Consider the following 18,227-nt stretch of genomic DNA (forward strand, 5'->3'; position numbering starts at 1 on the left):
TCTGGTTACGCTGGACTGGCCAGTCCAACGTAGGGAGCGGTGGGATGCGCGGATCGTTCACCGCCAAGGGGCAAGCGACGCGGGGCCGGATCATCCAGGGGGCTGCCGCGGTGCTGCGGGAGAGAGGCGTCGCGATGATGACGCTGGACGATGTCCTGGCCCGTACCAGCACGAGCAAGAGCCAGCTGTTCCACTACTTCCCCGGCGGCAAGGACGAACTACTGCTCGCAGTCGCGCAGTTCGAGGCGGACCAGGTGCTCGAAGACCAGCAGCCCTACCTCGGGTGCCTGGACTCATGGGATGCCTGGTACCGGTGGCGTGACACGGTCATCCAGCGCTACGAGGAACAGGGCGACCACTGCCCGCTCGGTTCGCTGTTCCTTCAGATCGGCCGCAACACGCCGGGGGCACGGGCGATCGTGACCGAGCTGCTGCGCCAGTGGCAGGAGCATCTGGCGACGGGGATCCGGGCCATGCAGACCGCCGGTCATGTACCTGCCTCGCTCGACGTCGACCGGACCGCGGCGGCGCTGCTGGCGGGAATCCAGGGCGGGGTGTCGATCCTGTTGTCGACCGGCCGTTCCACCCACCTCCACGCCGCGCTCGACGAGGGGATCATGACACTGCGCAACGCCGCGTCCGCTGCGATCTGAGCCGCCGCATCAGCGTCTGCCGTTGCCGAGAATGCCGGCCAACGCCGAGGACAAGGGCGGGCCCATGTGTCGTATGCGGTCCGGGGCGGACCGCGTGCGGAAGAGTGTGCGCCGGGCACGGGACCGGCACCGCGACCGAAGCCGGGCCGACCGCGCTCGGTCCTGCACCCCTGCGGCCACTGCTTCACCGGGTCGATCGGCCGTGTGGGCGCTGCCGTCGACGTCCAGCCGCCGTAACTCCGCCGCCACAACTCGCTCCGCAAGACCGGAGCCAGCGCCTCGGCGTAGGACTCCGCCACGTAGCTCTCGACACGGCAGGGGAACGGGTTCCTCACGACCGCTGGGTACCTGTCCGCCTGAAATCCGGCTGCCTTTGGCCGCTGCCCATCCAGCTTGGGCCGCGCTCTCTGGTTCCTAGCGGCGTGAAGACGTCCGACGGGCGCCCCGAGCGTCGTACTCCAGCCTCGCCGCATCGATCGCGGAGAGATTCCGTGTACTCCACTCGATCAGGGGCGCCGTGGCTGCGACCAGCGTGCTGCCCATCGGTGTGAGCTCGTAACTGACGTGTGGTGGCATGACGTTGAGGACTGTGCGGGTCAGGATGCCGTTCCGCTCCAGTCCGCGCAGCGTGACGGTGAGCATGCGCTGGCTTATGCCGTCGATGCTGCGCTTGAGCTCGTTGAACCGGCGGGGGCCGTCACCCAGTGACGCCACGACGTACAGGGACCACTTGTCCGCGATGATTTCGAGGATTTCGCGCGCGCGGCATCCGGCGGGCGGGGGCAGCGGAAGTTCGCGGTCGGCGGCTGTGCTCATGGTTACCTCCGGGGAACCGGGTCACTGCCGTGTGCCTTGCGGTACTGGTTCGGTCTGCTCGACCATGAGGGTCATTACGAAAGATTAGCAACGAACTCAGAGTAACCACTTGTAGAGCCTTCAAGCCCATCTCCACGACCTAGAGGGGCAGTCATGACGTCATCGGCTGAACTGCAGATCCCCGGCTATGTGGCCGGTACCTGGACCATCGACACGGTCCACTCCCACGTGGGTTTCGTGATCAAGCACATGATGGTGAGCAAGGTACGCGGCCGGTTCACGTCGTTCAGCGGCGAGATCCAGCTGGCGGACGACCCATTCGCCTCCGCGGTCTCGGTGACGATCGAGGCGACGTCGATCGATACCGACAACTCGATGCGCGACGACCACATCCGCTCGGCGGACTTCTTCCACGCGGAGGAGCACCCGACGCTCACGTTCACGTCGACGGGCGTACGGCAGGAGGACGGCGAGGTCTACGTCGACGGCGACCTGACGATCCGCGGCACGACGCGCCCGGTCACGCTGACCCTGGAGCAGCCGGCGTTCGGTCCGGGCCCGGACGGCAGCACGAAGGCGGGCTTCTCGGCGACGACCGAGATCAACCGCACGGACTTCGGCGTGAGCTACAACGGCCCGATCCCGGGCGGCGGGATGGCCTTGGCGGACAAGGTCCAGATCGTGCTCGACGTAGAGGCGGACCTCAGTAACAAGGAGTGATCCGCACGGCGTTGAGGGGCGGCGCGGCCGCGCTATCTCGCCGTTGTCCGCTGTCCTTGATGCCAGCCTTGGATATCAGGCTGTCGCTCGAGATCGCGGGGGAACTTCAGGCACCGTGCTTCGTGCAGTGCCCCACAGATCAGCCGCAGCTGTTCTACCGCGCGGGTGCCGCCCCCGCCGCCGTAGGAGACGAACCCGACCGCCTTGTTGTTCCACTCCGCGTACAGGGAGTCGATGGCGTTCTTGAGCACTCCGGGGAAGGAGTGGTTGTACTCCGGAGTGACCATCACGAACCCATCGAAGGAGGCGATGGTGTCCGCCCAGGCCCTGGTGTGCTCGTGCTGATACCGGCCCGGTGACACCGGCGCCGGCGCCGGCTCGTCCAGGTGCGGCAACGGGTGGTCATGCAGGTCGATCACGACAACGCCGGCAGGGCAGTCGAGTCCTCCAACGGGTTCGCGCACCCGCGCGCGTAGATGCGGGTGACGGCGGCTACCGCAGGAGCGCGATCGTGCAGACGCTGCGGCCGACCTCGCGGAACACCGTGCAGATGCGATTCGTGGAGAGTCGGACCGCAGCCGGCCCATCGGGGTCGACGACGACAACTCCCCGTCCCCCGCGCGTCCTTCATGCTCCCGAGGTCTCCGATCCTCATGCGGCCCTGACCTCGGACTTCACGAGATCGCTGACAGGGCCTTGAAAGTGGATCCGACCGTGCTTCCGTGATGGCTATGGATGGATCGTCAGCCTGCACCTCGTCGAGCCGATCCTTCACGGAGGCGCGGCCAGAAGCATGTCGAATGTGCCGGCTCCCGATCGACGTGAGAGTGAAGGCAGCACATCCCGGCACATCCCAGGACTTCAGGAGGAACCCATCGTGACCGTCACCGCGGATATGGCCATCTCCCTCGACGGCTACATCGCCGGCACCAACGTCGCCATGGACAACCCGGGAGGCGACGGCGCCGAGCCGCTCTTCGAGTGGATCCACAACCTGGCGAGCTGGCGGCAGCGCCAGGGCATGACCGGCGGGGAGGACAACCGCGACTCCGAGCTGATGCGCGAGTGGTTCGATGCCACGGGAGCGGTGGTCATGGGGCGGATGATGTACGACACGGGCGAGGAGTTCTGGGGTGACAACCCGCCGTTCCGGGCCCCGGTCTTCGTGCTCACCCACCGCCCCAGGCCGGCCCTGGTCAAGGAGGGCGGCACCACCTTCACCTTCGTCACCGACGGCATCCACAGCGCCCTCGCCCAGGCGAAGGCCGCCGCCGGGGAGCGCAACGTCGACATCGCCGGCGGGGCGAGCACGGTGCAGCAGTACCTCAGGGAGGGGCTCATCGACGAGCTGCAGCTGCACGTGGTGCCTGCGCTCCTCGGAGAGGGGCTGCGGCTCTTCGAAAACCTGGGCGGCGGGCGGCGGAACGTCGAGCCGGTCAGGGTGGTCGACACGCCCCTCGCCACCCATCTGAAATATCGCTTCGTGAAGTGACCTGGCACGGACAGGTCCCGGCCCCGGCAGCCCGCCTAGCGGGTCGTGGCCGCCAGTCGGTCATGGCTACAGACGACGAACGGGTGCTACGCGATTGGTGTCAGGATGCGCGAAAGTGCCCGTGAAGCCCGCGTTCCTCAGCGCTCGCCACAGCGGATGCCCGGTTTGGATCCCCAATGCGTCTATTCGAGTGCCTTCCGGACATCCCGCGAGCGAGAGACGCACGGCGGGGGGTATGACGTTTCGCGAGATGACCATGGGATCCGTGAGGAGATCAGCTATGTACGCAGTAGTCCGGCGGTACGAAGGGGTGACGGATCCTGCCGAGGCGGGACGCCGAGTGGACGAGGGATTCGTGCCTCTCCTACGCCAAGTCCCGGGATTCGTGGCCTACTACTGGGTTGATGCCGGGGATGGAGTGATGCTCTCCACCAGCGTCTTTGAAGACCGAGCCGGGGCCGAGGAGTCGGTCAAGAGGGCGGCGGACTTCGTACGGGACAACATCGCCTCACTGCTCCCCAACCCTGCTCAGGTCACGGCCGGCCCAGTTGTAGCTGCTGGGTAGCATCCTTTGGAGTGGCAAGGCCCTGCGCACAGCCCTGGCGGCAGCATGCCGCGAGGAGCTGGGGCGAGTCTTGGGTTCGGCTGATCATTGAGCGGCCAGGGCCTTGTCTATGCGCCGTGAGATGCCTTGGTGCTCGACCTGCCTGCTGAGGGTCTCCAGTTCTGCACGGGCCGCCTGGCCGCCGATCCGCGTCAGGGCGACGATGCCCGCTTCGGCCACTTGGGGCGAGCGGAGGTGGCCGGAGCGATTGTCCAGAGCGGCCTCGACGAGGCCGACAAGCGCAGGGACGGTGTCTGGGTGAGGCGGAAGAAGCGAGAGCGACCAGGCAAGTCCCCGCAGCACGTGTGTGTTGTAGGGGTCGTGACACCTGTTCACATCGTATGAGAGGTGTGGGTGACTCAGAAGCGGGACTGTCCGATCCAGACCGGCCAGCCCGAACCACCTCAGCACACCTCGCCGCACCGCTTCCGGGCCGGCGGCTTCCAGGAGGGCCAGGGCGCTGCGTTCCCACGTCGCCGAGGGAGCACCCGCAGTCGCCGGAGCGGCATGGGCGAGCAGCCGTTGCCACGGCTCGCCTCCGATTGCCGCTTCTTGGAGCGCCTGGTCGGCCCACGGCTCTCCGGGGTTGAGTACCGGGCCGGGAAATCTGGTCAGCAGATCCCGCAGTCCCGGTTCCCTGCCGTTCGCCGCCGCAGCCGTGCGTCGTAGACCCGGGAGGGTTGTCGCCGCAGCCGTGCGCCGGAACGCGGCAAGGATCGCTGGCTGGGGGACGCGCCCGGCCGCGAGCTCCGCATCAGCCAGCTCCCAGATCCGGTGGGACGACCAGATCACGTACTGGCTGCTCAACGCGGCCAACTGCTCCTGGCGTTCGGCAGCGAGCAGGTCGCCGTCGAGATCTCGGACGACACCGGACGCGACCAACAGCAGTTCGGCGCGGAGGTAGCCGAGGTCCCGCCGGAACTCCTCGGCGGTCCAGTCGCCCTCCACATGGGCGTACCAACGGGCCCATATGCCCGCCAGTTCGTGTCGTTGGTCGTCGGGCAACGCCCGCAAGAGCTTCATGCCCTCGGAACCCACACCTGTCATGGAGCCGTTGTGGCAGGCGGCCCGCATGACGACGCGGGACAACTCCCGCAGATCGCCGCGCTCGGCGAGGGCACGGTACTGGGCGGCCTGCTCCGCCAGCAACTGAGTGTTGTGCATCCACCTGCTCATGGCCCAAACAGTAAACGGGGCCACTGACATCGACCGAGCGGGCCAACGTGCCCCTCCAGCTTGCTCTTCAGACTCTCCCCTTGGACTGCGCCTGCTTTCCAGCAGCGCACGGAACCGGGCCCTCGGTCCCGGTGGCCCCGGGTGATCGCCACCTGCTTGCCGGAGCGTGCGGCGGTGGTGGTGTCGTACTGGGCACGGATGGATTGCGACACGGGCTTTCTGCCGCGATCGCAGCCGCTGTGCGGCAGCATGACGACGCATGAGCCGAGACCGCTACGTCGACTTTCTGCGCGCATGGGCGATCGTCCTGGTGGTGTCTGGCCACTGGCTGATCACCGCCCTGGTCCGGGGGAGCGGCGGGGAAATCACTGCACCGGAGTTGCTGGCGGAGGTTCCCTGGACCCAGTGGCTGACCCTGGTGTTCCAGATCATGCCGCTCTTCTTCCTGGCTGGGGGACATGCCGCGGGCGGCTCCTGGGCGCGTGCCCGCGCGGCGGGCGGAACGGCCACCGGGTGGGTCGGAGGGCGGGCGCTGCGGCTGCTGCTGCCGACGGCGGGTGCTGCTCGCGGTGGGGATCTGTACGGCGGTCGGTGCAGACCCCGACACCCTGGCGTTGGTGGGGTGGGCGATGGCGATGCAGTTCTGGTTCCTGCCGGTGTATCTGCTCCTCAGTGCCCTGACGCCGCTGCTCCACGCGGTGCATCGGCGCTGGGGGCTCCTTGTCCCTGTGGCCATGGGCGCGGCCGCCGTGGCGGCCGACGCGCTGGTGGCGATCGTGCACGCGCCGTACGCCGGACTGCTCAACTACGTGCTCGTGTGGGGAGTGGCCTACCAGTTGGGCTTTTGCTGGCGGGACGGCCTGCTGACCCGGCGCCGGCTGGTGGCGGCCGTGTTGGCGGTCGGCGGCGGGCTGGCCTTCGCGGCGCTGGTCGCCCTCGGGCCGTTCCCCGTCAGCCTGCTCCTGGTGACCGGGCAGACCCCCAGCAACACCAATCCGCCGTCGGCGGCGATGCTGGCGTGGGCGGTGGCTCAGGTGGGCCTGTGCCTGCTGGCTGCACCGGCGGTACGGCGCCTCCTGCAGCATGAGCGGGTGTGGCGCGTGGTGCGGCCTGTGGGCGGCGCCAGCATGACGCTGTACCTGTGGCACATGTTGCCGGTGCTGGTCGTCGCGGCGGCGTTCTATCTGACCGGTCTGGCGCCCGAGCCCCTTTTTGGGTCCGCGGCGTGGTGGGGGCTACGGGTGCCGTGGCTGCTGGTGCTCGGCGTCGTCCTGGCCGGGGTCGTGCCGGTATTGCGGCCGTGGAGCATGCTGTGGCGGTGCTGTACGAGCGGACCCGTCCGGACGACGACCTGCGCCGTCCCTGGCTGCTGTGGCTCGGCCTGGCCATCAGCGTCGCGGCCCTCACGAGTTTTGCCGCGCAGGGTTTCGCACACGACGGCCGGTTCCCCGTGCTGCCCGCACTGGGACTGGCGCTGGGCACGGCGCTGGTGTTGGTCCCTCAGTGGACGGTGGTGCGCCAGGAGGAGAAACCGAAGGACACCCTGAGCTTGTTCTTTAACCTTCGCTTGGGTCGTACGGCGGTGACGGTTGGTTCCAAACGGCGTCGAACCGGCTGAGGACCTGTCGGAGTTCGCGAGCGTTTCGAGGTGACATTGCCTGCATCACGGTGTGCAGGAGAGCACGGGCTTCGAGGGGATCACCGCAGCAGTACCAGTGCACGTTGCCCCACTCGTAGTCATGCCACAGCTGGCGCTCGGGGCGGTGGACGTAGTCCTTCCACAGGCGCATGGCCGCGCTGACGTCTCCTGGCTGCAGATAGTTGCGAGTGCGTTCGAGACGGAAAATCTCGGACAGTGCGCGCGAAGACAAGCCGTCAATGTCCGGCCTTGCCTTTAGTGTCCGGCGGAGGGGAATCCCAGCTCGGATGTGTCCTGGCCGTCTACGCGGCATGGACCTTTCGGTTCGTCGTCATGCCGTACATCGTGCCACGATCTCGAACGATGTCGAGCGGGTTAGCTTGCCTGGGTATTCGCCGGACGCTGGGGCGGCCTTCGTCTGATCATGTGCTCCGACCAAGGTGCACCGATTGAGACGAAGGCCGTGAGGGTGAGTCTGCTGCCTGATGCCGGTCCTGGGGAAGCGTTCGCGAAAGCGTCCCGCTTCCGGGAGGACTTGTTCGACTGCCTGACCGCGCGGGGGGACGAACTGTTTGAGCTGGTGGACGCGTTGCTGTGTGCGGACGGGCCGGTTAGGGCGCCGGTGGACCTGACGCTGGTTGCCGAGCACCGGCGCGGACACGGCGCGATGTACGACGGGCTGAACAATGGGAACGTCGACGTGCCCCGGCTGCGACAGGTGCTGGCCGGCCTGCCCATGCCGCAGGCCGCCGACGGGCGCCTGGTCCTCGCGGTCGACGTCAGCAACTGGCTCCGCCCGGACGCGCCGACCAGCGGGGCGATGGCCTGGGACCGCATCCACCCGAGGCTGACCACACGCTCCGCGTTGATCGACCACACCGGTGAACTCCCCATCATCGAAGGCACGTTGATCCACCTCCAGGTCGACCGCCTGCCCGGCGGCAACGACCCGCTGCCGCTCTGGCTGTGGTCCTCCGCCACCGGCCTGTCCCGCGAGGACGTCGACGTGCGCTGGCAGGCGTTCCTACGGAGGTTCGACCTGGAGCACACCTTCAATCAAGCAGCCTCTGGGATGGACCCGTCCGAAACTCCGTACCCCCGAGGCCGGCGAACGCTGGACCGGCGATCCCAGGGATGGCCTGGTGGCAGTAGAAGTCCGAGGTCGGCGTAGGGCCTACGGCACCAGTGCTCACAGCAGGTAACTCTCCGTATCTGACGGTGATGTGGTCGCCACACTAGCGCCCGGCATCTCCTTGGCCTGGCTGCGCTTCAGCCGCGTCCACGACCTGCCCCACCCCGAGTACGGCAGGAACAGCGCCGCGAAGCCTGCCCGCTACCTGTGGATGATGGCCCGCAGGAAAGCACCGAAGGGACGGGCCGCCTCCAAGGCCTGTCAGGCGGCGAAAAGGCAGGCAGCCAATGGACTGCGCACAGAGCGGAGCGAGAACCGAGCACGCACTGCCCCTTTCGATACGAACCTACGCCTGCACCGAGTGCGGAGCCGTCTGGCCGAGAGACAAGAACTTCGCCGGCGTGATGCTGGTCCGGGCTGGTCTGACCCCGGCTGGTGCTGATCGTGGAAGACCAGATGGGGCATTGCCCTCTCTGGCAGCGTGAGCCAGAAATCCCCGCTCAGCCATCCCTTCCCTCCAAGGAGGGGAGCAGTCAACGCCTGTCAGATCCCCATGCTGCAGGAGGAGTTCAACCCCGCACCGCCAGGGTGCCGGTCGCCGGGCGGGGCGGGCACCTTCTCGGCGACGGCGTGGTCCCTGTCCCGAGGTTGCGCCGATGTGCTGCAGAGAGACGATGGGAGATGGCCGGCGCTGTGCCATGGCCGGATCCGCTCAGAGGGGAGCTGTCAACATGCCCACGTCCGCGTCTGTCCCGACCCCCGTTCTGGAACCTGCGGCCAAGGAGTTGGCGGATGCCACCGCACAGCACCCGCGCATCTACGAAGTCCCACCGGAGAGCGGCCGCGAGTTGCTCGATGGCCTGCAGACCGGAGAAGGGGTGGACAAGCCCGCGGTGGACGAGGAGTGGGTGAGCGTCGACGCAGGAAAGTACGGGCAGGTCCGCGCCCGGATTATCCGGCCCAAGGGAATGATGAAAACCCTCCCGGTGGTGCTGTACATCCACGGCGCCGGATGGGTCTTCGGTGACGAGACCACGCACGACCGGCTGGTACGTGAACTGGCGGTCGGATCGGAGGCCGCGGTTGTCTTCCCGGTCTACGACCTGGCCCCCGAGGCGAAGTACCCCACCCAGATCGAGCAGAACTACGCGGTCGGAAAGTGGATCATCCAGAACGGCGGGGAGCAGAACCTCGATTCCTCCCGGATCGCGGTCTGCGGCGATTCGGTCGGCGGCAACATGTCGGCCGTCTTCGCGCTGATGGCCAAGGAACGCGGCGATGTCCGCTTGGCAGCCCAGGTACTGCTCTACCCCGTCACCGACGCCAACTTCGACACCCCCTCCTACCAGCAGTTCGCCGAGGGCTACTACCTCACCCGCGACGGGATGAAGTGGTTCTGGGACGCCTACACCACCGACCCCAAGCAGCGCGCCGAAATCTACGCCTCCCCGCTGCGGGCCGGCATCGAGCAGCTGCGCGGCCTTCCCACCACCCTGGTCATCACCGACGAGGCCGACGTCCTGCGGGACGAAGGCGAGGCATACGCGTCCAAGCTGCGCGAGGCCGGCGTGGACGTCACCGCGGTGCGCGTGCTGGGGATGGTCCACGATTTCCTCATGCTCGACAGCCTGCGCGACTCCAAGGCGACCGTCGTCGCGCGCACGCTGGCCGTCGAGGCGCTGCGCCGGGCCCTGCACTCCTAGCACTCCACTAGTTCTAGTAGTACCTCGTCGTTTTCTGCGACCGGGGGCCAGTGGGGCGAGCGTGAGGGGACGATGTCCAAACGATGTCCCGCCCGGGGCCCTCTTCCGTGTGCCGTCCCTCGGCCGCGTGCCTGTGCCGACGGCATGCAGGCGGACGAGGCTGTGCCGGCCAACGCGCCCTGTGAACAGGGCCCTCGAAGGTACAGTCCGGGTCGTGGGCGCGGGCACGAGCCCCTGGTCCGCGAGCTCTTCGGCAATCACCGTGATGCGGCGAACCCCGGAGCGCTGCAGCGCCGACCCCGCGGCGATCCGGGTACGCGACGCAGGTCCTCGCTGCGGCCGCCACGGTGCGTCGTCGTACGGCTTCGGCTCGCTGTGGACGTGCCACGCCGCGGCGGCCTCGCCAGTCTCCGCCATCTGCACCCCCCGGAATGGGGCAGGGCATACGTCCGAAATCGGACGCATGGCGGGCCCCGTCGAATGAGGGGGCTGCGATGATGGCACTCATGCCACTAGATTTGGTGTCATGACTGCCATCACTCTGCGGATCCCCGACGCCATGGACAAGCCGCTGCGCGACGCCGCAGCCGATGCTCCCTCGCTCAATGACTACATCGTCAGGGCCGTGCGTCGGCAGATGACGCTCGACGCCGCCCGCAAGCTCGCCGCCACCGCACCCCTGGATCTCGAGGGCGAGGGCGACGCCCTGTGACGGTCCGCAAGGGCGACGTCTGGGACGTCGACACCGGCAAGGGCAACCGCACCGTCCTCGTTGTCAGCCTCGACGGGCTCGCCGAAATCTACGGCGCCGTGGTCACCCTGGTGCTGCACGCCCCGGCCGCACATCCCGACACCGCGATGAGCGTGCGCCTGACCGCACCGGTCGACGCCTCGGTCGTCGCCGTCAACCTCCTCCAACTCTCCCTATCCCGCTTCGAGACCGCCACCCTGATCGGCAACGTCGGCCCCGAACAGCAGAATCTCATCGACAACGCGCTCCGCGCGGTCCTCGACCTGTAGCCCGGACTTGCCGTATGGCGCCGAGGGGGGAATGCGGGTGGCGATCGCCTTGCCGGTCGGCCGTGGAAGGTCTGGAAGGTCTCCTTTTGCATGACCGGTTGTTGGCCTGCTGGCTACGGCATGGGGCCGAGGTCGCCTTCGATGACGGTCTGGATGATCGGGGGGCGGTCCCAGAGAGCCAGGAGCTCGTTGGCGATGGCCACGATCGGCAGGGTGTCCTGGTTGCCATGGACAGTGATGGCGGCGGCCGACAGGCTTCGCGGCACGGCACTCGCATCGAGGAGGGTACGCCACTCCTCCGGACCGAGCTCCAGGAACTCCAGCCCGGTGAGTTCGGCAATCTCCAGAGGATCGGCGAGCGTACCGGGGTAGGCGGTAAGGGTCCGCAGGCGGGGCAGCTCGGTGACCGGGGCGAGGCTGAGTGGCTCAGCGTCCCATACGCCGATGGACAGGACCTCCAGGCCGGGGTGTGCGGCTGCCTCGATGCTGGGCAGGCTTCGGATGTTGACGCGCGCCACTGCCGACGGCTGGTCTCCGGCCGAGCCGCCACCTCGCTTGCTGTGCCGGTTCAACACCAGGTCGGTGAGCGAGTCGGCGACCAGGGAGGCGCCGATGTTCTCCTCGTGGCTGAGGATGATGATCTGCCCCATGTATCCACGCGGGCCGGGTGTCAGATCGATGGCCAGCCGGTCGCCACCGCCGTTGTCCCCGAAGGCGATCCAGCCGGGTGAGCCGACCACGCCCTGCACCGCGGCGTCGGGCGGGGTGACGACCGCCTCCATCGCCGCGAACTCCCAGCGACAGTGGCGGGACGACGCGTCGGCGACGTACAGGCCGTCCAACGTGAAGAGCTCGCAGCCGACCGCCATGCACTCACGTTGCACTGCCTCATAGTCGTCGCCCCAGTCCTCCCACCGGGACCGTGTCACCCGGTAGAGCACCTTGAGCTCCTCGGGCAGGGTGATGCCAAGGCGCGTTTCCGCAGCGGCAATTTCCGCATCCGTCGCGCCGATGGCGTCGGGCAACCGCTCACGGAGTGTCCGCTCCAGTAGCTCCAGATCCGACGAAGGGGCCGGCACCGCACCGGGCACCGGATCGGGAGGGCAGCGCCAGGGCTGGGGAAGAGCGCCCTCGACCAGTATGAGCGCCCCTGGATGCGGGGTGCCGATGCCGGGCTCCACGGCGGGACTGGGCCCGAGCAGGCGGAGCGTGGTCTTCCCAGTCGGTTGGACCTCCGCCGTGAACGAGACGTCGTCGACTCCGGCGTCCGCGAGCGCGCTCTGCACTCGCTTCACCGCGTCGAACTCCTCCTGCATGTCCTCAACCTGGGAGGCTCGGCCTGGTGGCGGCATCCGTCGCTGCAGGGCCAGACTCCAGCCACGCCGGCCAATGCGTCCCGCCACACGAGCAGACCGGGCAGCATGCCTCTCAGCGTTGCCGGCCAGCAGGAGGCGCAGCACGGGCTCCCAGGTCGCGAAGTCGAGTATCGATGGCAGGGTGGGCTTCTGATCAACCATGCGCAGACCGTACGCGGGACCACTGACACTCGTGGGGGCGCGGGGTGGTACCGGCCCGCGTCAGAGTGGTCATCTTCAACGTGACGACGGGGCCGTCGCGTACCAGTGCGAGGCCCGTGGGCGGCACGTGAGCGCGCGGCTTCACGAGACGGCTGGCCTGCGGTCTTCAGCGGGCAGACACTTCCCGCAGGGTCCTTCTTCGAGGTGGCGCTGGACGTCGGCGCACTGACCGGCATCGCGCCGAGCTGCCCCGGCTCGTCCGCAGCGAGCCTGTATCTGCGGTCGATCACGGGATCGGGCCACAACGGCAACCTGAAGGGCTACCTGCAGCCGATCACGATCCAGCCGAACACGACCTGCTCAGTCCGCCGATGACCACGACCGCCACGCCGGGCGGCTTGACCAACTCGCTGAACACCGTCCAGCACGAGGTCGTCACGGTCGGCGCCGAGGACGCGCCGGGCGTCGGCACGGTGCCGTTCCACCATTGCCCGCCCCCGATCGTGACCGCCAACGGCGGCGGCTGCTCCGCAGACGGAACGCTGGTCTCCACGTCCACGTTGGACGCCAACGGCCGGGCTTCGTCCGCGACGGTCGGCGGCGAAGGCGGCACCTACTGCCGGCGCGCCGAGTTCACCCCGAGCGCCAATGACCACCACTACCTGTCGGCCACGCACACCAACGCGACCACCGAGTGCTTCACGATCGCCCCACCGCGACCGCGACCGCCACGGCCACCGCAACCGCCACCGTCGGTCGACCTCAGCGTCCGGAAGACCGACACGCCCGATCCGGTCGCCGCAGGCCAGAACCTCACGTACACGATCAGGCAGACGAACAACGGCCCGGACACCGCCGACGGCGTACAGCTCACCGACCTGGTGCCGGCCGGGATGACGTTCCTGTCTTTGGCCGCACCCGCCGGCTGGACCACGACCAGGCCACCGGCATCGGGCACTGGTCGACAGGGTCGACGGCGGAGCCGGGGCCAACCTCTGCCGGACCGACCCGGGCGACACCAGGATCAGCTGCCCCTGACGCACGCCGGGCTGGTCCAGCCACGGGGACAGCCCGAACCACGGCAGCGCACGGTCGTCGAAGCGGGTCATCGCACAGCTCCGGTCGCCGGCGAGGGTGACGGCCATCAGGGAGTCACTCTCGTGCGCGACGCCGCCTCCGCAGCGCTCGGCGTCGCCCGGATCACCCGCCGGCTGTGCGACTGGTCTGCCGTCTGATCCGCATCCCCCAGACCAGGCATGTTGTGCGCTGTCCCGCTGCCGGGCCGATCGGCTGACGGACCGGCCGCGCAGATTCATCGCCTTCGGATCCGATATGGCACCTACGCTGCCTGCGGTATCACATCGAGGGCCTGGAAAGTCGGCAGCACCGAGCCTCGGACGGCTGCGCACACCACGAGACCAGCGAGAATTGGACTGCCGGGCCACTTTGGACGGTGACCCGGGCGAGACGAGAGCGGGTACTGCCGCCGACGGACTGTGCGCGGGTGAGGCGGGTTTCCGGATGCGGGCTAGGGGGCTGGGGGGCAGGATTTTGTACATGACCGAGCGCTCCGTGATCGTCTACCCGCCCGTCAAGGAGGGCGGTCGGCAGGTGCGGATTGACGGAGAGATCGTGGGAGTGGCCTGCAGCCTGACCAACCTGGCCGAGATGATGCGACATGCGGGCTGGGAGGGAGTGGATCAGCTCGATGTGGCCAACTCGCCGGTTGTCGAGTGGCACGGCGGCGGCCCCGAAGTGTGGACCCGGCGTGACTGACTGATGGGTCCCTTCAGGTGCCCCTTCGCCGGGATTCCCACATCAACATGCCCTCGGCACGACAAGGGCAGCAAGCGCGGGGGAGACGGCGACGTGCCGCCTGATCAGCAGGCCGACCATCCGTGAGCCCGGGCTGAGCGCCGCACGGGGGATCTCCGTGCTCAGTAAAGGCACAGACACCATGCTGGCTGGATCGAGCTCCACGCGGGAGCGGCGGTACGAACACATCAAGAAGAGCGCCGAGGACCGTGGCGAGTCTCCCAAGCGGGCCAAGGAGATCGCCGCACAGACGGTCAACAAGGAACGGGCCAGGTCGGGCGAGTCGAAGACAGCAGTTCACAACCCCTCGGCAGGGCCCGCGCGCTGCCCGTGGTGGTGTGGCCGACCGATAGCAGCCAATTGTCGTCGTAATTCGACGCCCTCACCTTCCATCACAACAAGGCCCTGGCCGAACTCCGCGACGAGTGGCAGGACTTCGACCGCCGCTACCTCTCGGAAGCCTCCATGGCCGAACTCCTCATCACCAAACCGCCCGCGGACGAGCGCCGGCTTCCCCCGCCGGAACCGAATCAGCTCGACCAGCTGTCGCATGCGTCGAGATCACATGTGTGCTTACGCTGGAAATCAGTGGAATTCCGCGACGAGTCAGGCGGGGACGAGGAGGCGGAGTGTGATGGCGAAAGTACTCTTCATCGTGACTGGGGCGACGTACTGGGTACTCAAGGACGGCACCAGGTATGCCACTGGCTACTGGGCCGAAGAGTTCGCGATGCCGTACAAGAAGGTCACGGAAGCCGGCCATGAGGTCGTGGTGGGGACACCCGGCGGCGTGACCCCGAACGTCGACATGATGAGTCTGCGCCCCTCGATGGCGGGCGGTGAGGAGGGGGCCCTCGAGCTGGAGGCCATCATCCGTTCCGCGGAGGCAATGCGGCGGCCCCTCAAGCTGTCGGACATCCGCCTCGAGGACTACGACGCGGTGTACCTGCCCGGCGGCCACGGTCCCATGGCGGACCTGGCGTTCGACGCCGACGTGGGCCGGCTGCTGACAGCGCAGCTTGCCTCGGGAAAGCCACTCGCGATCGTGTGCCACGCTCCCTCCGCGATGCTGGCCACCAGGATCCACGGGGAGTCGCCCTTCAAGGGTTACCGGGTCACGTGTTTCACCAATGAGGAGGAGGAGGCTGTTGGACTGGCCTCCAGGGCAACGTGGTTGCTGGAGACCGAGCTGAAGGAAAGGGTCGGCGTTGACTTCAGCCGCGGTCCGATCTGGGAGCCGTACATGGTGGAGGACCGCAACCTCATCACCGGGCAGAACCCTCATTCCGCCGCGATTTTGGCAGATCGGCTGCTGGAGATCCTCAAGTGAGTCTGCTTGGCTCGGGACGCACCGCCGACAGCTGACACGGGTGTACGACCTGTCTGAACTGCGAAAATGCTTACGCGGCAAGCGCATCGGCGTCGGCGTCGCCCGCAAAGGCACCTCAGCCCCCGATACGAGCGTCATCCCCGCTACTACCTGTCCCTTCTCGGTCTCGCAGCTGCCACCTGTTGCTACAAGGACTCCGGGGACCGGCCAGTCGCCGGCGCGCGTGCCTCACGAGGTCCTGCCGCCTGGCCCCAGCGGAATCCACGGGCGCACCACACCGATCGGAGCCAATGCACCGACGTGTGCTGGGAGTCCGCGCCTATCACGTGCGAGAAAGCTGGTCCCGGCCCAGACCCTCTTTCGCCTTTGACACCCCCGCCCAGCTGCCTATGGTGTGAATAGTCGACCGGTCGGCCAGTTCCGGCGCCGGCCGCGGCATCCTCCGATCCGCTACGAAGGCAGAACACACAGCATGCGTAACACCACCCTGGGCACCCGCGGACCGCAGGTCGGCGTCATCGGCCTGGGCGCCATGGGGATGAGCTTCGCCTACGACATGGCCACCCCGCGCGACGAAGCCACCTCCGTCTCCGTCATCCACCAGGCCCTCGACCTGGGCATGACCTTGATCGACACCGCCGACGTCTACGGCCCCTACACCAACGAGGAACTCGTCGGGCGGGCCCTGGCCGGCCGGCGCGAGCGCGCGGTGATCGCCACCAAGGTCGGCATGGAGTGCATCGACCCCACCGGCGGCCCCGGCGGTGCCCCGCTGGTGCGGCCCAATGGTCGACCCGAGCATGTCCGTGCCGCCATCGACGCCAGCCTGCGCCGCCTGGGCACCGACCACGTCGACCTGTACCAGCTCCACCGCATCGACCCCCAGGTCCCGATCGAGGAGACCTGGGGTGCCCTGGCCGAGGCCGTCACCGCCGGCAAGGCGCGTCACATCGGCCTGTCCGAGGTCAGCGTCGAGCAGATCCAGCGCGCCCAGGCCCTACACCCGGTCACCACCGTGCAGTCCGAGTTCTCCCTGTGGACCCGCGACGTCCAGGCCGAGGTCCTGCCCTACTGCGCGCAGCACGGCATCGGCCTTCTGCCGTACTCTCCGCTGGGCCGCGGCTTCCTCGTCGGCCGCTTCGCCTCCTTCGACGAACTGCCGCAGAACGACCAGCGGCGGCGTCTGCCGCGATTCCAGCAGGACAACCTGCGAGCCAACCTCGACATCGCGACCAAGGTCCGCGAAGTCGCCGACCGGATCGACGCCACCCCTGCGCAGGTCGCCCTCGCTTGGCTCGTCGCCCAGGGCCCCCACGTCGTCCCCATTCCCGGCACCAAGACCCCGAAATACCTCACCGACAACGCAGGCGCCGCAAGCGTCCAGCTGTCCCCGGCCGACCTCACCGACCTCGACGCCATCCCGGCCCCCGTCGGCGCCCGGTACTGACGTACTGACCGTCCCACCCTCGCGCCAACCGGCAACGACCGACAGTCACCGCGATGCGCGGGGGTCATGTTCGTCGGGGTGGTGGAACTCGGTTCGGCCGTGCAGCGGTCGGCGAGGGTGTGTCTTGACTGTGCGGTGGCGAGTTCGGCTGCCGCCGCCAGTTCGGTGATGTGGGCCTTCTCTGCGGTGAGTTGGTCCATGGAGCCCTCGGAGAGGTAGCGGTGGTCGCTGACCTGCCATGCGTCGTGTTGTTCGGCCGGCACGGCGCCGGGCAGGCGGGCCAGAGCGGCGGGTTTGGGAAGACGCCGACGACATCCGCGCGGCGCTAGATCTCCCGGTTCAGCCGCGCCGATCCGTTGTAGCCTCAACCCTCATGAGTTGGCTGCCTGAGGACTTTGTCCACCCCGTCCACGTACCTGTGCCCGACACCGCGCTTCACCTGCGGCCGATCCGGGAGGCGGACACCGCGCTCGACTACCCCGCCGTGATGGGCTCCCGAGAGCGCTTGTGGAAGATTTTCGGCCCGGCCTGGGCTTGGCCCAAGGAGACGATGACCTACGAAGAGGACCGCATCGACTTGCTGCGGCACGAGAAGGAGATAGCCGCGCACCAGTCGTTCAACTACGCGCTGCTGGACGAGGAGGAGACGGCGATCCTGGGCTGTGTCTACATCGATCCGCCCGAGCGCACCGGCTCCGACGGAGAGGTCTCCTGGTGGGTGGTCGACGACCTCGCCGGCGGCGAGGTGGAGCGCGCGCTCGACGCGCTGGTGCCACAGTGGATCGCCGCCGACTGGCCCTTCCAGCAGCCCCGTTGTCTGGGCCGCGACATTACCTGGCAGGACTGGCTCGCGCTGCCGCGCGCCTCGTGACACGTCCGAGGCGGTGCCCGGATCGTGCCTGAAAGAATCGTCTGATCGTTGTGTGGATGTGCCGTTCATCGCGTCTTCATGGCGTGGAACATGCGCCGGACGACGGCGCAGGCGGCCTCGGAATCCGCGGGCGTCGTCGGGACAGGAGGGGACTTTGAGTAGGTCGCGTGCCTGTGGACTCAGGCGGGAGAAGTGCGGGTCGGCGCACGACGAACCTACGCGGTCACAGCACTAGTAGGACTCCGTTAGGTCTTCCTCTCGGCCCTGTTTGGGAGCATGTTGGAGGTGTGGA

Annotated in this window: 18 protein-coding genes and 6 pseudogenes; 19 read left to right on the forward strand and 5 right to left on the reverse strand. The window is 68.0% G+C overall.

The features are described 5' to 3' along the window. The first annotated feature begins 44 nt into the window (after positions 1-44). Positions 45-653, forward strand: a complete 609-nt coding sequence (locus IEY95_RS32285; protein WP_189189701.1) for a TetR/AcrR family transcriptional regulator — start codon at positions 45-47, stop codon at positions 651-653. 414 nt (positions 654-1,067) lie between these two features. On the opposite strand, the gene IEY95_RS32290 is transcribed toward IEY95_RS32285, so the two are convergent. Then, positions 1,068-1,469: a winged helix-turn-helix transcriptional regulator gene (locus IEY95_RS32290; RefSeq protein WP_189189702.1), complete on the reverse strand. Its 402-nt coding sequence runs from the start codon at positions 1,467-1,469 to the stop codon at positions 1,068-1,070. A gap of 153 nt (positions 1,470-1,622) precedes the next feature. On the opposite strand from IEY95_RS32290, the gene IEY95_RS32295 reads away from it, so the two are divergent. Continuing rightward, on the forward strand, positions 1,623-2,189 hold the full coding sequence (locus IEY95_RS32295) for a YceI family protein (RefSeq protein ID WP_189189703.1): 567 nt from the start codon (positions 1,623-1,625) through the stop codon (positions 2,187-2,189). 32 nt (positions 2,190-2,221) lie between these two features. Here the strand turns inward: IEY95_RS32295 and IEY95_RS50820 are convergent, their stop codons facing one another. Continuing rightward, complete coding sequence (locus tag IEY95_RS50820; RefSeq protein ID WP_505994058.1) at positions 2,222-2,608, reverse strand: NADPH-dependent FMN reductase; 387 nt, start codon at positions 2,606-2,608, stop codon at positions 2,222-2,224. Between the two features lie 458 nt (positions 2,609-3,066). On the opposite strand from IEY95_RS50820, the gene IEY95_RS32305 reads away from it, so the two are divergent. Together IEY95_RS32305 and IEY95_RS32310 are read left to right on the forward strand one after the other, a co-directional pair. Continuing rightward, positions 3,067-3,681, forward strand: a complete 615-nt coding sequence (locus IEY95_RS32305) for a dihydrofolate reductase family protein (protein ID WP_189189705.1) — start codon at positions 3,067-3,069, stop codon at positions 3,679-3,681. A 280-nt stretch (positions 3,682-3,961) separates the two neighbouring features. Continuing rightward, entirely contained in the window at positions 3,962-4,246 is a 285-nt protein-coding gene (locus IEY95_RS32310) for a hypothetical protein (protein ID WP_189189706.1), read from the forward strand. Between the two features lie 84 nt (positions 4,247-4,330). Here IEY95_RS32310 and IEY95_RS32315 read toward each other — a convergent pair whose 3' ends face one another. Further along, positions 4,331-5,461 carry a hypothetical protein gene (locus tag IEY95_RS32315; RefSeq protein ID WP_189189707.1) on the reverse strand — a complete coding sequence of 377 codons (1,131 nt, stop codon included), beginning with the start codon at positions 5,459-5,461 and terminating at the stop codon, positions 4,331-4,333. Between the two features lie 259 nt (positions 5,462-5,720). Between IEY95_RS32315 and IEY95_RS50235 the strand changes: the two are divergent. The 7 genes and pseudogenes from IEY95_RS50235 to IEY95_RS32340 all read left to right on the forward strand — a co-directional run. After that, positions 5,721-6,005 (forward strand): annotated as a pseudogene (locus IEY95_RS50235) (acyltransferase family protein); the annotation flags it as partial. A 13-nt stretch (positions 6,006-6,018) separates the two neighbouring features. Further along, positions 6,019-7,008, forward strand: a complete 990-nt coding sequence (locus tag IEY95_RS32320; protein WP_268240528.1) for an acyltransferase family protein — start codon at positions 6,019-6,021, stop codon at positions 7,006-7,008. A 561-nt stretch (positions 7,009-7,569) separates the two neighbouring features. Next, positions 7,570-8,221, forward strand: a pseudogene (locus tag IEY95_RS32325) (transposase); the annotation flags it as partial. Between the two features lie 150 nt (positions 8,222-8,371). Further along, positions 8,372-8,717 (forward strand): annotated as a pseudogene (locus IEY95_RS49425) (RNA-guided endonuclease TnpB family protein); the annotation flags it as partial. 246 nt (positions 8,718-8,963) lie between these two features. After that, positions 8,964-9,935, forward strand: coding sequence for an alpha/beta hydrolase (locus IEY95_RS32330; RefSeq protein ID WP_189189708.1), 972 nt, complete (start codon positions 8,964-8,966; stop codon positions 9,933-9,935). Positions 9,936-10,461: 526 nt separating this feature from the next. Further along, positions 10,462-10,647, forward strand: coding sequence for a hypothetical protein (locus IEY95_RS32335; RefSeq protein ID WP_189189709.1), 186 nt, complete (start codon positions 10,462-10,464; stop codon positions 10,645-10,647). Continuing rightward, on the forward strand, positions 10,644-10,955 hold the full coding sequence (locus IEY95_RS32340) for a hypothetical protein (protein ID WP_189189710.1): 312 nt from the start codon (positions 10,644-10,646) through the stop codon (positions 10,953-10,955). The genes IEY95_RS32335 and IEY95_RS32340 overlap by 4 nt, the downstream gene beginning before the upstream one ends. Positions 10,956-11,068: 113 nt before the next feature. Here the strand turns inward: IEY95_RS32340 and IEY95_RS32345 are convergent, their stop codons facing one another. Further along, a complete protein-coding gene (locus IEY95_RS32345) occupies positions 11,069-12,472 on the reverse strand; it encodes an SMI1/KNR4 family protein (protein ID WP_229703508.1) in 1,404 nt (467 codons plus the stop codon). A 204-nt stretch (positions 12,473-12,676) separates the two neighbouring features. Between IEY95_RS32345 and IEY95_RS32350 the strand changes: the two genes are divergently transcribed. The 7 genes and pseudogenes from IEY95_RS32350 (at position 12,677) to IEY95_RS32375 (ending at position 17,064) form a co-directional block, all read left to right on the forward strand. After that, positions 12,677-12,847 (forward strand): hypothetical protein, encoded by a 171-nt coding sequence (locus IEY95_RS32350; protein ID WP_189189711.1) that lies wholly within the window; start codon positions 12,677-12,679, stop codon positions 12,845-12,847. Then, complete coding sequence (locus IEY95_RS32355) at positions 12,844-13,707, forward strand: DUF11 domain-containing protein (protein WP_189189712.1); 864 nt, start codon at positions 12,844-12,846, stop codon at positions 13,705-13,707. Before IEY95_RS32350 ends, IEY95_RS32355 begins: the two co-directional genes overlap by 4 nt. 322 nt (positions 13,708-14,029) lie before the next feature. Continuing rightward, positions 14,030-14,248, forward strand: coding sequence for a hypothetical protein (locus IEY95_RS32360; protein ID WP_189189713.1), 219 nt, complete (start codon positions 14,030-14,032; stop codon positions 14,246-14,248). Positions 14,249-14,692: 444 nt separating this feature from the next. Next, a pseudogene (locus tag IEY95_RS51085) lies at positions 14,693-14,824 on the forward strand (IS256 family transposase); the annotation flags it as partial. Between the two features lie 97 nt (positions 14,825-14,921). Further along, positions 14,922-15,617, forward strand: a complete 696-nt coding sequence (locus IEY95_RS32365; protein ID WP_189189714.1) for a type 1 glutamine amidotransferase domain-containing protein — start codon at positions 14,922-14,924, stop codon at positions 15,615-15,617. A gap of 22 nt (positions 15,618-15,639) precedes the next feature. After that, positions 15,640-15,809: pseudogene (locus IEY95_RS32370) on the forward strand (IS5/IS1182 family transposase); the annotation flags it as partial. A gap of 280 nt (positions 15,810-16,089) precedes the next feature. Next, positions 16,090-17,064: an aldo/keto reductase gene (locus IEY95_RS32375; protein ID WP_189189715.1), complete on the forward strand. Its 975-nt coding sequence runs from the start codon at positions 16,090-16,092 to the stop codon at positions 17,062-17,064. Positions 17,065-17,240: 176 nt separating this feature from the next. Here IEY95_RS32375 and IEY95_RS51090 read toward each other — a convergent pair. Next, positions 17,241-17,422: pseudogene (locus tag IEY95_RS51090) on the reverse strand (transposase); the annotation flags it as partial. Positions 17,423-17,437: 15 nt separating this feature from the next. On the opposite strand from IEY95_RS51090, the gene IEY95_RS32385 reads away from it, so the two are divergent. After that, positions 17,438-17,935: a GNAT family N-acetyltransferase gene (locus tag IEY95_RS32385; protein ID WP_189189716.1), complete on the forward strand. Its 498-nt coding sequence runs from the start codon at positions 17,438-17,440 to the stop codon at positions 17,933-17,935. The last annotated feature ends 292 nt before the right edge of the window (positions 17,936-18,227 follow it).

It is taken from the genome of Streptomyces albiflavescens (assembly GCF_014645835.1).
Classification (GTDB): domain Bacteria; phylum Actinomycetota; class Actinomycetes; order Streptomycetales; family Streptomycetaceae; genus Streptomyces; species Streptomyces albiflavescens.

Excerpts from the sequence above, each read along its gene's own strand:
- IEY95_RS32385 (WP_189189716.1), top strand. The coding sequence starts at position 17,438 with ATGAGTTGGCTGCCTGAGGACTTTGTCCACCCCGTCCACGTACCTGTG.
- IEY95_RS32330 (WP_189189708.1), top strand. The coding sequence starts at position 8,964 with ATGCCCACGTCCGCGTCTGTCCCGACCCCCGTTCTGGAACCTGCGGCC.
- IEY95_RS32290 (WP_189189702.1), bottom strand. The coding sequence starts at position 1,469 with ATGAGCACAGCCGCCGACCGCGAACTTCCGCTGCCCCCGCCCGCCGGA.
- IEY95_RS32365 (WP_189189714.1), top strand. The coding sequence starts at position 14,922 with ATGGCGAAAGTACTCTTCATCGTGACTGGGGCGACGTACTGGGTACTC.
- IEY95_RS32345 (WP_229703508.1), bottom strand. The coding sequence starts at position 12,472 with ATGGTTGATCAGAAGCCCACCCTGCCATCGATACTCGACTTCGCGACC.
- IEY95_RS32310 (WP_189189706.1), top strand. The coding sequence starts at position 3,962 with ATGTACGCAGTAGTCCGGCGGTACGAAGGGGTGACGGATCCTGCCGAG.
- IEY95_RS32375 (WP_189189715.1), top strand. The coding sequence starts at position 16,090 with ATGCGTAACACCACCCTGGGCACCCGCGGACCGCAGGTCGGCGTCATC.
- IEY95_RS32295 (WP_189189703.1), top strand. The coding sequence starts at position 1,623 with ATGACGTCATCGGCTGAACTGCAGATCCCCGGCTATGTGGCCGGTACC.
- IEY95_RS32315 (WP_189189707.1), bottom strand. The coding sequence starts at position 5,461 with ATGAGCAGGTGGATGCACAACACTCAGTTGCTGGCGGAGCAGGCCGCC.
- IEY95_RS32355 (WP_189189712.1), top strand. The coding sequence starts at position 12,844 with ATGACCACGACCGCCACGCCGGGCGGCTTGACCAACTCGCTGAACACC.
- IEY95_RS32285 (WP_189189701.1), top strand. The coding sequence starts at position 45 with ATGCGCGGATCGTTCACCGCCAAGGGGCAAGCGACGCGGGGCCGGATC.
- IEY95_RS32335 (WP_189189709.1), top strand. The coding sequence starts at position 10,462 with ATGACTGCCATCACTCTGCGGATCCCCGACGCCATGGACAAGCCGCTG.
- IEY95_RS32360 (WP_189189713.1), top strand. The coding sequence starts at position 14,030 with ATGACCGAGCGCTCCGTGATCGTCTACCCGCCCGTCAAGGAGGGCGGT.